The following is a 12,300-nucleotide window of genomic DNA, read 5'->3' as shown; positions in this document are numbered from 1 at the left end:
GGCTGCAGGCGATCGCGCCGGTTGAGAGGTTTCAGCGGTTGGGGTAGCGGTCACTGGGGCCAAAGCCCCCCCTTCAGCGATCGGTTTTGACGAGGCGGGCAGGCGCACCACATCCATGACCGCTGCCGGATTGCTGAGCTCACTCAACTCATCTTGGGTTTCGGGGGCACTGCCGGGCATCGGCATCCCCAGCAGCAGTCCGTGCATACCAATTGAGACTGCTGCCAACAAACCACCCCCCGACCAGCGGAGAGCGCGTTTGCCCACCTTAAGTTTGAGAGGAAATGCCATGGTCATGTCCGTTGCTCTGCGCCAGTGAATGTCAGCGTTTGCCCTTCTAAAGGTGGCACACCTTTGAAGCGGCGTTAACAGTGAACAGACAGTTTTTATATTGTCGTTATTTGCCGTTAACCTAGGGCTGTCGAGGCTTTAGCAGAAAGGGCTCAGAATAATGCGGCGAGAAGACTTGACTCTACTGACGGCGGGCCTGTTGCTGGTGCTAACAGCCGTTCTTTTAATTGCCCTAGAGCCTCGTGTATCGCCGGTTGATCCATCCTCTCAAGTCACTCCTGAGGTTACTGCCGTGCCCACCCAGCTTTTAACCGACCCATTTTTGCAGTACCCCACCCCCGGTACAGTACGAGTGGTGTGGTTCACCGAGTTTGAAGGCCAAGACCACCAGGTCCGGTGGGGAGTACCCGATCAGCGCCCTGACGCTAACTTACCCAACCAGGCCCCGGCTATCACCACCCAACTGGCCCGCACCCGCGAAGACGGCCAGTCTCGGCTCGACCACCCCAACTTCGCCGACCTCCAGCAAACGGTGCGGCGGCCCATCTGGCGGCACGAGGCCGTAGTTACAGGTTTGCCACCGGGGCAGCGGGTGCCCTACCGGGTAGCCAGCACCGGACCCGATGGGACTGTAGCTGAAAGTCGCGTATTCTCTTTGGCTGGAGCCCCCATGGCCGGGCAGCCGCTCAAAATTCTCCTCACCTCTGACCACCAGAACATGCCTATGACCGCCGCCAACCTGCAAAAGGCGGAGGAAGCCCTGGGTCGGGTAGACGCCGTATTTTTTGCAGGCGATCTGGTCAACATTCCCGATCGCGCCTCCGAGTGGTTTGACGACAGCCGGGGCTGCGGCTTTTTTCCCTGTTTGCAGGGCAATACCAGCTATGCTCTAGAGCGCAATGGCCGCACCGTGAACTACCGGGGTGGCGAAATTATCCAGCACGCGCCCTTGTTTCCATCCCTGGGCAACCACGAGGTGATGGGGCGCTTTGCCGCCACCGCACCGCTGGGCGAGCAGTTTAACCAGCCCGTGCCGCGATCGGTAGCGGTCGGCCTGTACGAGGCCAATGCTGACCTGTTTAACCCCAGCGGCGACCCCTCCCTGCGCCGTCAGTGGATCATCGACAATTCCTTTAACAGCGACACCTACGAGGCCCTGTTTAGCCTGCCCGTTACCCAGGTGCCCAACCCCGATCGCTCTGAGACCACCAGTCGCTACTACGCCATTACCCTGGGCGACATTCGCCTAGTGTCGCTCTACGTCACCCAAATCTGGCGGCCCTTCAATCTGAGTGCCACCACGCGGGGCCGCTACCAGGAGCGCGAGGCCGACCTGAGCACGCCGCAAAACTGGGGCCACGGTCAACACATCTTTGAACCGATCGAGCGGGGCAGTTTGCAGTACCAGTGGCTAGAGCAAGAGCTAGCCAGCGATGCTTTTCGCCAAGCCCGGTACAAGGTGGTAATGATGCACCACCCGCCCCATACCCTGGGCGACAACATCGTACCCGCGTTTACAAATCCAGTGCGCCGCTACGATCGCGATGGGGCTGACCGCCTTACCGCCGTGCGCTACGAGTACCCCCGCGCCGATGACCACATCGCCCGCGACCTGGTGCCCCTGCTGGAGCAGGCCGGAGTAGACCTGGTCTTCTACGGCCACTCGCACCTGTGGAACCGTTTTGTGTCGCCCCAGGGCACCCATTATCTAGAGACCTCAAACGTCGGTAATTCCTACGGCGCGTTCTGGAAAGATGCCGCTCGCCCGGTGCCCCCCGAGACTATCGAGGGGTCAGCCGTCACCTACTCCCCCACCGACTACATCGCCCAGGGCGACCCGAACGGCCTAGAGCCCGTGGTGCCCACCCTCGTTCCCCAGCGCGACGGCAGCGGCCAGCCTTTGCCCTATCTAGCCAGCAACGACATCACCGCCTTTAGCGTCTTTGAAACCGAAACCGGCACCATCAGCAGCTACTACTTCGATACTCGGCAGCCGGGTTCAGAGGTGGTGAAGTTCGACGAGTTTCGGTTGGGCAGATGAGGCCTTAGGACTGGACTTGGTAGGATTCGGTGGCCAGAAAGTGGCCAATCAAATACAGCGATCCGCAGAGCACCTTCAAAGGGGCTGACCTGTGACCCAGGGCAGCTAGCCCATCCCTGAGCGAATTGTGGATCTCACACTGGGTTAGCGCTGGGCAGACCGATCGCGCGATCGCCGCCAAGTCCTCTGGCTCTGCCGTTTCGTGCCCCGGCACCGGCACCAGATGCAGGGTATCGCCGGGCCGCAGCAGGGCGGCAAAAATATCGCGGTGGTCTTTGGTAGCGAGCATTCCCATCAGCCAGACCGTTCCCTCGGCTGGCCCAGACTGGCTGGCCCACCAGCTATCGACATACTGGCGCAGCACCTCGGCGGCGGCGGTGTTGTGGGCACCGTCAATCAGCAGCGGATATTGCTCAGATGCCTGGCCCCACTGCACCCACTGCAAGCGTCCGGGCCAGCGAGCGTTGGCCATGCCCTGGACAATGGCTTCATCCGAAATTTGCCAACCCTGCTGGCGCAGACTGTGCAGGGCGGCGATCGCCACAGCTGAATTCACCAGCTGATGCTGACCCAGTAGCACCAGAGGATAGGCGATCGTGCGGTCACCACTGCCATAGCGAGCCTTACCATTCTCGATCGGGACCGCTGGGGTCACCCATACTGCCGGACAGTCCAGTTCAGCTATTCGCGCCTTGACTACCGCCGCCGCCTCGGCGGGCAGCGGACCGACAACGGCTGGACGCCCCGGCTTTAGCACCCCTGCCTTTTCATGGGCAATATCGGCCAGGGTAGGGCCAAGGCGCTGCCAGTGCTCCCGGCTGAGGGAGGTAATCACGCTGACCAGGGGTGCATCTACCACATTGGTGGCATCAAGCCGCCCCCCCAAGCCCACCTCCATGACTGCCACATCAACCTCAGCCTCGGCAAAGTGCAGCCAGGCAGCGGCAGTAAACACCTCAAACTGAGTCGGCGAAGGCTGAGTTGGGTCAATGGCCGCCACCACCTGATGCAGCCGCTGCATTAAATCTTGGGTCTGAATCGGCGCTCCGTTGACCGCAATGCGCTCTCGCCAACTCACCAGGTGGGGCGAGGTGTAGCGCCCTACCCGATAGCCTGCCGCCTGTAGCACCGCCGACAGGTAGGCGCACACCGACCCCTTGCCGTTGGTGCCCGCTACATGCACCAGCGGCACGCGCTCCTCAGGGTTGCCCAAAGCTAGCAGCAATCGCTGAATGCGCTCTAGGCCCAGCTCTACCCCAAACCGCCCAAAAGGGTCGAGCAACGCCTGTACCTGTTGGTCTGACGGTTCAAAAGCTGAAGGCTGCACCACGGGCATCAGTCATCATCCTTGCGATCGCAAACAAATAGCTCATGTAGGGACAAACGGTGTTTGCCCAATCAAACTGAGGGTAACCCCCTGAATTTCATCCGCATCCCCATGAAAAAGGCGCAGCATCCTGCCGCGCCTTGGGGTTCATTTTCAACGAGGTGAACCTACACGGCCTCAGTATTTTTCTCGCCAGTACGAATGCGGACAATTTCGTCTACAGGGCTAACAAAGATTTTGCCGTCGCCAATTTCGCCCGTGCGGGCAGCGGAGATAATTTTGTCGACGACGATATCAACCTGAGTTTCTTCGACCACAATCTCAATCTTGAGCTTCTGCAAAAACTCAACGGTGTACTCTGAGCCTCGGTAACGCTCGGTTTGTCCCTTTTGGCGACCAAAGCCGCGCACCTCCGAAACAGTCATGCCAACAATGCCCGCATTGACTAGGGCAATCTTGACCTCGTCAAGCTTAAAGGGGCGAATAATAGCTTCTATTTTTTTCATAGATCAAACTGGGTGCTTCAGCGGTTTTCGTTTAGCTTCGGTCTATGTGTATCGGGCTTGCCCCCTAGAATACTGCATCGCTTGCTACAAAATCTTGGGGGAGACAGCAGCGGCTAGGGTCAACCCTTTCCATATCAAGCGATCAGGCCCTAGCGAGAGTTGTTCAGCAGCGGCTTCATAATTAGGAAACCAGCCCCAAAGGCACTGACAACAATCAGCAAAATAGTTGCCGCCAGCCACAGCCCGCTCAGGTCTGAGGGTCGCTGGCTGAGCTGTTCAGGGCGATTAGAGTCGAGGCGCTCTTCGGTATAGAGCCGCTGGGGCGATCCTGCCTGGGGCCGCTGAGGGGGCTTTTTAGACGTTTTTTTAGCCTTGGGCTTCTTGACAATTTGGGTAATTTGGCTGGCCAGAGACGATACCCCTTCACCCATCGATTCAGAAAGCCGCTCTGGCAGAGACGCCTCGGGCTCTTCGGCATTGGGCATTGGGGTGATGGGCACGGGGTAGGCCACACCTATGGCGTGGGCCTCGGCACTCAGGTGGGCCTCTAGGGGCGATCGCCCACCGCTTGCCATATCTGGCTGGGGCTGGCTGACCTCGATCGCCTGCTTGAGACGAGCCGCCGAATCGGCAAAGCGAATCATTTCCTGGCGCAGCACCTGATTTTGCTGACCAAGCTGCTGGTTTTGCTGGTTAAGCGAGTCGACCATAGCCTGGGTCGCCCGCAGTTCTGTAGCGAGCTCGCGGTACACCGAAATGGGCACCGATGGAGCCTGCCGATTGCCCTGGGGTGCCTCTGGGGCGACCGCCCCTGGGTAAGCCGATTCGGGAGAATAAGGTACGTTCATGATGACGGTAGAAGGGGCATGGAAGAATGAAAAACAAGTCTGAAAATTGGTCTGCCCAAGGGTAGTTCAAATTAGCGCGAAGTGCACCAGCTGAATCAAAAAAAGTTTGCCGCTGGGCCTGCGGAGGTAAAGGCGAATAGAGATAAACACCAGTATTCAGGCAAGAGTGGCTTTGGCCCATTCCCTGCTTTATAGTTTACGTGTATTACTTAAAGATGCACTACCGATTACGGGTTGGCCAGCTAGTTCACGTGTGGCGTTGACTAAGACTCAGCGCATACGTGAACCAACTATTCCTGAAACTAACTCCTAGAACCTAAAACCCTCGATAAGAGTTGTGATGCTTCTGCCAGCGAGTACTAGCTAACGCCCAGGGCAGCGGCGATCGCAGCACTGTTAGCCACAAAGCCAAAGCACTGGTTGACGTTATAAACGGTGGCCTGAGTACAGTAGTCGGGCGAGGTGGTGGCGCTACAGTCGTGCAGCAAAATGCAGTCGTAGCCTAAAAAATTGGCGTCTTGCAGGGTGGCCATTACGCACTGGTCTACATTTACCCCAGCAAATAGCAGGGTAGTTTTGCCCAGATTGCGCAAAATACTGTCGAGGGGCGTATCCCAAAAGCCGCTCATGCGGTATTTATCGACCCAGATATCCTGAGGCTGGGCCTTTAGCTCATCGACAACCGCCGCCGCCCAACTGCCCTTGATCAAGACCGGGGCACCGTTAGCGGGCAATGGGTCGCCTAAGCCAACCCCCGCTCCGGTAGGGTTGTAGACGTGTCGCAGCCCGGCGCTGATGTTCAACAAGTCGGCGCGGTTGCCCCAGTTAACCCACACCACTGGTACCTGAGCCGATCGCAGCTGGGGCAGCAGGGTTTGCAGCGGCTGAATTGCCTGACGCGCTGGTGTAACATCGACCCCAATGCTGGCTAACCAGCCATCGGGGTGGCAAAAGTCGTTTTGCATATCGATCACCAGGCAGGCGGTTTTGCTGAGGTCAAATCGCACCTGCTTGGTTTGGGTGGTTAAGTCGGCCAGCCGAGGCTGTAGCTCCTGGCGGCTAATGTCGGCGGTGTGATCGTTGACCCACCAGGCATTGGGAGGGTTGCCCAGGGGACGCAGGTTTGATGTGTCCATAGCGACCTATCTGAGGGCGACCTTTTGGGTCAAAAGAGGTGAGTTAGATGAGCTTGAGGGCGAGCAGCGCCAGCCCTGCCGTCACGGCGTAGGCTACCGCCACTACCTTGATTTCAGACCAGCCTGATAGCTCAAAGTGGTGATGCAGAGGGGCCATTTTAAAGAAGCGTTTGCCTACCCCATCGGGGCCTTTGGTGGCCTTAAAGTAGGCGACTTGAATAATTACCGACAGGGTTTCGGCAAAGAACAGCAGGGTGAGCACCAGCAGCGCAAACAGGTTGCCGCTGAGAATGCCCACCGCGCCCAGCGCCGCGCCCAGCGCCAGCGAGCCGGTGTCGCCCATGAACACGCGGGCGGGGTTGTGGTTGTGGAGTAAAAAGCCCAGGCAGGCCCCAGCCATCGCGGCGCAAAAGACCATTAAATCGGCATGGGTGGGAGCGACAATAGCCGCCAGACCCATAAAAGCGATCGCGCCTGTGCCGCCCATCAGTCCATCCAAGCCATCGGTGAGGTTGGTGGCGTTGCTTTCGGCCACCAGCACAAACCCGGCCAGCGGCCAGAACAAAACCCCTAGCGGTAGCCCCAAACCTAGAGGCAGGGCTACCGTAGTTAGATTAGCTGTCTGACTGGTAAACACCCAAAGGCAAAACAGCACGGCTACCACAACTTGCAGGCCCAGCTTGGCGCGGGGAGAAATACCCTTATTTGATCGGCGCTGAATTACCTGCCAGTCATCGACCCAGCCAATCGCCCCGTAGGACAGCGTCAGCAGCGATACGGCTACGGCATCGGGGGCAAAGCCCGTTGCCAGTAGCGCCACTAGGACGGCCACGGGGATAAAGAAGGCTCCGCCCATAGTGGGAGTGCCTGCCTTTTTGAGATGACCCTGAGGGCCTTCTTCACGAATAAATTGACCCGTTTTGAGCGCTCGAAGCAGAGGTACGGCTGAAAACCCCAGCAAACTGCTGCCCAAAGCCGCTATCAAAAACGGCACGGTAATTGACGCACCTGCGCTAACAGCATTCTCTAAAAGGCCGTCTAACCCAACGGCAGCGCCGCTGAGACCCAGGCCCAGCAGCCAAAATAACGTTTGGCCGTTTAGAGACAGCCGCTTCGACGCCAAAAACTTCGCATCCACAAACAATTCCTCAATTGCATCACACCACACACCAACAGGAGTCTACTGGATGATCTTCCAATTGACTACGACTGGCGGCAGGAAATAGTCAGGAAGTCTAAATGAATGGTCTTACTAAGACGCGAAGTTTAACAATACTTAACGACAAATTTGGCCGAGAACATTCTTGCTGATCCAGATCATCCGAAATTCTAATTAGGTTCAATAAGCTAAGTTGGCATCCTTACCCAGGACGTTTTTTAGCTGAAATACCCTGGTGCCTACCAATGTTTAGGTGCTTACACCAAAGGTATCCCAGCTAAACCAGCCAGCTTCTCGTAGGGCATTAATGCAGCCATGCCGAAGGCGATAAGGCAGTTCACCTAAGGCAGAGACATTCTCTGCGAGAAGTAACCTAAGCCGCCTGTTTACGTTAGCGGCTAGTCGTCGTCTTCAATGGCGACATCGTTGTCGTCGTCGTCTTCGAAGCTGTCGTCGTTGCCCATCAGATCAGAGATTTCTTCGTTCTCAGCCTCGTCGGGGATAGTTTCAACAACATCGCGGCTGCGCAAACGGCCAATGTCTTCTAACCAGTGCAGGATGGATGAGTTACCCGAGGAGGGCAAAATGGGTGCCTTGGCGCTGCGGGGCACCTGGCGCAAAGACGGGTTGTAGTACTTTTCAGACATAGCGATGGCCTATAGCAAGACACAGAAGCAATCTGCAGACATTCCATCGTAGCAGAGACACTAGGCTGCGAACCCAGTGCGCCCCCTGGAGTTTTGCCGTATTATGCCTCTGGTATGCTGTGGGGACTGGGCTATGTTGGGCAAGATTGAGCTATTAGATGCCGTCGCCGGGGCCAATCGAGGACTGAACAGTAGCCCCAGCGATCGCGCTGCCATTCAGGCCGCCGCCGCCATCCTGGAGGGCCGAAACCCTACTCCTGAGCCGCTGCAGGCCAGCGATCGCCTCAACGGCGACTGGCGGTTGCTTTACACCACCAGCCGCGAACTGCTGAATATCGATCGCGTGCCCTTGGCATCCCTTGGCCCCATCTACCAGTCAATTCGCCTGGCCGAAAACCGCATTTACAACATTGCCGAGGTGAACGGGCCGCCCCTGCTGTCGGGCCTGGTGGCGGTGGCGGCCACCCTAGAGCCAGTCTCTACCCAGCGGGTGAATGTGCGCTTTGTGCGGGGCGTTGTGGGCCTGCGGGGGGCGTTGGGTTACCAGTCAGTGGCCCAGTTTATTGAGACGATGCAAGCCACCCCGAAGTTTTCGCTGCTGCAGGGCATTGATTTCAGCATTAACCCCGATCGCCAGTCGGGCTGGCTGGAGGTCACCTACCTCGACGACGACCTGCGGATTGGGCGCGGCAACCAGGGCAGCCTATTTGTGCTGCAAAAGGTGTAGGGGCCCGCTAAACCGCCTCTAGCGGGGTGCGGTGCTGTTCAATTAGGGCGCAGCAGTCGGCCACGGGGGTGCGATCGCCCATGGCGGTCACCAGCGCGTCGAAGGCCTCACGGTGCTTTTCGAGCAGGGTTTTGGCCTGGAGTGCAGCCCAGCGCTGTTTAAGGGGGGCTTCGTTGGGCGATCGGCCCAGGGCGCTCCAAAACAGACTAATGGCAGCGGTGTCATTGCTGCCCCCCTGGGCATCGCCGTAGATCATCTGCTCGGCGGCAATACCGGCCATCCATACCTGGCAGTAGCGATCGATGCTCTGGGGAGTCAGTCGCGCTAGGGCCGCCGGATCGCTGGGGCCAAACACCACGCCTCCTTGTCCAGGAATTCCCTGCTTCCAGGCTTCCCACGTATTGAGGGTGTAGGCTTCGACCGGAATGTCGAGCAGCACCGCCGCTAAAAAGTGCCCCGCCTCGTGGTGCAGCACCCGCTGGCGGTGTTCAGGCGAGGCCCAGGCCACCGCATCCATCAAGATGTCGCCAATGCGGCCGCCCAGGCCCAGCTGGTCGAGACTAAATACCCCCAGCCCCACGGCGGCAAACACCGCCACCACCGCTGGCGACAGATCAACAATCGGCCCCAGCAGGCTGGCCATCGTCACCCCAAAGATGACCACAGCAATGGTGTTGAGGGTGGTATCGCGCATGTCGTCTCCAATCACTCCGTCAATCAACAGGTTGTTAACCGTCAATCCTAGATTGACGGTCCCGCACTCAGCAAATCTGCTGCCGCTGGTCGGCGTTGCTTTATGGTAGCGAGGATTGGGGTAGCGAGGATGGCGAGCGCGGGCTAGGAACTCAGAAGATACCCGCTTCCAGCTGTTTGGCGGTTTGCAGGCTGGTTTGGAGGCGATCGCGGCCCGCCTCGGAGTGCTCAATCGGCACGTTCTCCAGCAGGGCCGGGAAAAATAGCGTCGTCCAGTCGACGGGCAGGGGGCAGCGGGTACTGCCCCGCCGCAGCATCACCCTTTGAGCCTCGGCGTCCCAAACGAAGGCGCTGGCAGCCCCAAGGGCGATCGCGGCTACATAGGGCTCGGTGAGGCAACTAGCGGAGTCGGCCCCGTTTAACCCAGGAGCGCGATAGCCGGGCCGGGCCACAGGCTGAAAGCCGACCCGATAGTCGTGGGCCTGAATGCCTAGCCGGGTCGCCTCCACCTGAATGCCCTCTACCCCCACCACAAACAGCAGGTCGCGGCGAAACTGAGCGCTGGGGAAGCCCACCTCTCGTAGCTCGGCAGGCAGAGCGGGGCGTTCTATCCCCGCCGCCAGCAGCGCCCCCGTCAGTAAAATGCGCTGAAACCCGGCGACATCCCATTCTGTGATTAGGTTATTGGCCAGAGCCTCCTGGTACAGGCGAGCCAGCGCTCGAATCCGGGGTGCATCAGCCACATCGACGGCGATTAGCTCCTGCACGTTGAGGGTCTCCTGGCCGTAGGCTCGCAGCGCCGCTTCGGTGCCACCATACACCGCGATATCCGGGGCTTCACGCAGGTAGATGGCGAGGCTGCGGCGAAAGGCACGATAGCGCAAATCACCGGAGTTGGCGGGGGCAAAGGCCTGATCGAGCAGGCGAGCCAGGTGGGCCTGAAACCCTACAGCCTGCTTGAGCGTAGCGCTGACGCCAATATCCTGGTTGGTGGTGACCAGTGCGGCATAGAAGCCCTCGTGCAGAGTAGCCCCCTGCTGGGCCAGCTGCCGGTAGGCGCTGATGTCAGCGGCGATCGCCCCCAGTCGACCGGCCAGCAGCGGTTCTTTTTGAGCCAAAACCTGCCAAAAGCGGGGGCTAAAGGTGTGGTCTTTGAGCACCGCAAACACAGTGCGATCGCCCCCCGATGCCTGGTCAGCCCCGTACAGCATTTCCAGCAGCAGCAGGCGGCTGTTTTGATAGGCGGCTTCTAGGCTGTAGCCCGCCTTTTCCTGGCGAGACACCATCACCGACAGCGTGTTGCCGCCCGTGAGGTGGCCTGCTCCACCGGGGAACAGGTGCTTGCCCATACCCACGGCAGCCCAGTCGCGATCGCTAAACTGCAGCAGGGCAAACACCAGGGCCGCCCTGTTCTCAGTAGCCAGGCTCTGCATTCTGCCCGTGATGGTGGTGCGCAGGGCGTGCTTATCTAGCTCGTTTTGCTCAATCGAGGCGGCCAGCGATCGCAGCGACTCAGGGTAAATACCCTCGCCCTCAAACCGCATCATGCCCAGGGCCAGGGCGATCGCTCCCTCCTCGGCCCCAAAGGTAACGTTGGGAATTTTGGACATCAGCTCAGGGGTACTCGACAGCCGCCGACTTTCTAGGGACGTAGACGCATTAATCTGCTTGAGCAGGGCCAGGCGAGCCAGCTGCCCCGTTGCCCCCGGCTTAGCCAGCAGGGGGCGGGTGAGCAACTGCTGCATCGACAACAGCTGCTCACCCGCCCAAAACGAGCCAACGCTGCCCGCCCCTGCTGTGATCGGACGGGCATCGGGATGGCGCAGCAGCGGATCGTGCAGGGTGCGTAGAGAATGGTCGAGCATCCACAGGGCTTCGCCAGGGTCTAGCCCCGCCGCCCGACTCGACTCGGCATAGACCGGCACAAAGTAGTCGAGAAAGAAGCGATCGGTATCGAAGCGGTTACCCTGGCGATACCCCAGCAGCTGGCCCTTGGCCAGATCGGCAGCGATCGCGGTGGCGTAGGGATTGGTCTGCAAAAACCAAAAAAACTTGCGATCGATGGCGGGGCGCAGATTGCTGCCCAGTACCTCACTGGCCCGCTGGTAGGCCGCCTCCGACAGCGGCGGTATCACGGTGCCGTCGCTGAGGGTAAACCAGGCCCCATCGGCCCTAAACCCATAGGTCGCCCCTTCAATTGGCCCTACCCAGTCGCGGGTCGGCAGCGCCTGGGCCTGCATACCCAGCGTCACCGCCACCAGGCCCAGGTCGATTGGTAGGCGGCCGGCCGGTGTCAGGGCCGGATCGGGCTGCACCACCACTGTAGGTTTTTTGACCGTAGGTTCCTTAAATGAGCCTGCAATACGGGCCTGCCACTGCCAGGGATGGCTCGGGTCTAGGGGCAGGCGATCGCCCACAATGGTTCGCAACTCATCGCTGGATACCGGGGGCACCTGAGCACTCAGGTCATAGCCCGTTTCAAGGTCTAAGCTACCCGCTGCGTTGATTATCAGTGGGCCGATTTGCAGATGGGTATCAGCTAAGCTCACCCGCTGGCTCTGAAAGGTCAGTGTGCTGTGGAGAGGGTCAACCAGGGTTGATAGCTGACCTAGCTTAGCCTGGCTGTCCTGCACCACCACTGTTCCCTCCAGGTCAAGGGCAGCTAGGGGAGACCCAGCGGCACGGGGTAAAGGGGTAGATAGGCTCAAGTCACTGTTGAGCACCCCAGCCTGAAGGATGACAGCCGAGGGTAGGGCCGGATTGAGGCTGGTCAGGGGTAGGTTTTGAGTTTGCAGATTGGCCTGGAGCGATCGCTGCACCAAATCGACCGTGCCGCTGGTTTGAATCAGCCCCTGCCCGAGTTGCCCGGCCAGCTCAAAAGAAACCTGATTGGGTTGTGGCCGATCGGATCGGCGAACCTTGGCC

11 protein-coding genes are annotated in these 12,300 nt (G+C 59.4%); 2 read left to right on the top strand and 9 right to left on the bottom strand.

Going from position 1 to position 12,300, the window contains the following annotated elements; genetic code table 11:
- Nucleotides 1-291 (bottom strand): hypothetical protein (locus IQ273_RS23065; RefSeq protein ID WP_194025505.1); only part of this gene is annotated, 291 nt, incomplete at its 3' end.
- Between the two features lie 160 nt (nucleotides 292-451).
- Between IQ273_RS23065 and IQ273_RS23060 the strand changes: the two genes are divergently transcribed.
- Nucleotides 452-2,332 carry a metallophosphoesterase gene (locus IQ273_RS23060; protein ID WP_194025504.1) on the top strand — a complete coding sequence of 627 codons (1,881 nt, stop codon included), beginning with the start codon at nucleotides 452-454 and terminating at the stop codon, nucleotides 2,330-2,332.
- Between the two features lie 4 nt (nucleotides 2,333-2,336).
- Here the strand turns inward: IQ273_RS23060 and IQ273_RS23055 are convergent, their stop codons facing one another.
- The 6 genes from IQ273_RS23055 to IQ273_RS23030 form a co-directional block, all read right to left on the bottom strand.
- The gene (locus IQ273_RS23055; RefSeq protein ID WP_194025503.1) at nucleotides 2,337-3,668 is read right to left on the bottom strand and encodes a folylpolyglutamate synthase/dihydrofolate synthase family protein; all 1,332 of its coding nucleotides are present in this window, start codon (nucleotides 3,666-3,668) and stop codon (nucleotides 2,337-2,339) included.
- A 158-nt stretch (nucleotides 3,669-3,826) separates the two neighbouring features.
- Entirely contained in the window at nucleotides 3,827-4,165 is a 339-nt protein-coding gene (locus IQ273_RS23050; protein WP_194025502.1) for a P-II family nitrogen regulator, read from the bottom strand.
- Nucleotides 4,166-4,314: 149 nt separating this feature from the next.
- Nucleotides 4,315-5,013, bottom strand: coding sequence for a hypothetical protein (locus IQ273_RS23045; RefSeq protein WP_194025501.1), 699 nt, complete (start codon nucleotides 5,011-5,013; stop codon nucleotides 4,315-4,317).
- 359 nt (nucleotides 5,014-5,372) lie between these two features.
- Complete coding sequence (locus IQ273_RS23040; RefSeq protein ID WP_194025500.1) at nucleotides 5,373-6,149, bottom strand: cysteine hydrolase family protein; 777 nt, start codon at nucleotides 6,147-6,149, stop codon at nucleotides 5,373-5,375.
- A gap of 43 nt (nucleotides 6,150-6,192) precedes the next feature.
- Nucleotides 6,193-7,287, bottom strand: coding sequence for a phospho-N-acetylmuramoyl-pentapeptide-transferase (gene mraY / locus IQ273_RS23035; protein WP_194025499.1), 1,095 nt, complete (start codon nucleotides 7,285-7,287; stop codon nucleotides 6,193-6,195).
- 419 nt (nucleotides 7,288-7,706) lie between these two features.
- Nucleotides 7,707-7,955, bottom strand: coding sequence for a DUF3134 family protein (locus tag IQ273_RS23030; protein WP_194025498.1), 249 nt, complete (start codon nucleotides 7,953-7,955; stop codon nucleotides 7,707-7,709).
- 133 nt (nucleotides 7,956-8,088) lie between these two features.
- On the opposite strand from IQ273_RS23030, the gene IQ273_RS23025 reads away from it, so the two are divergent.
- On the top strand, nucleotides 8,089-8,682 hold the full coding sequence (locus IQ273_RS23025) for a PAP/fibrillin family protein (RefSeq protein WP_194025497.1): 594 nt from the start codon (nucleotides 8,089-8,091) through the stop codon (nucleotides 8,680-8,682).
- Nucleotides 8,683-8,689: 7 nt separating this feature from the next.
- On the opposite strand, the gene IQ273_RS23020 is transcribed toward IQ273_RS23025, so the two are convergent.
- Both IQ273_RS23020 and IQ273_RS23015 read right to left on the bottom strand, forming a co-directional pair.
- On the bottom strand, nucleotides 8,690-9,421 hold the full coding sequence (locus IQ273_RS23020; RefSeq protein ID WP_228053650.1) for an ATP-dependent Zn protease: 732 nt from the start codon (nucleotides 9,419-9,421) through the stop codon (nucleotides 8,690-8,692).
- Between the two features lie 106 nt (nucleotides 9,422-9,527).
- Nucleotides 9,528-12,300: DUF748 domain-containing protein (locus IQ273_RS23015; RefSeq protein WP_194025495.1), on the bottom strand; the 2,773-nt coding region annotated here is incomplete at its 5' end.

Origin of the sequence: Nodosilinea sp. LEGE 07298, assembly GCF_015207265.1 — a bacterium.
In the GTDB taxonomy this organism is placed as follows: Bacteria; Cyanobacteriota; Cyanobacteriia; order Phormidesmidales; family Phormidesmidaceae; genus Nodosilinea.
Note: the sequence above shows the minus strand (reverse complement) of the source record. Positions and strands in the feature narration are given on the sequence as shown.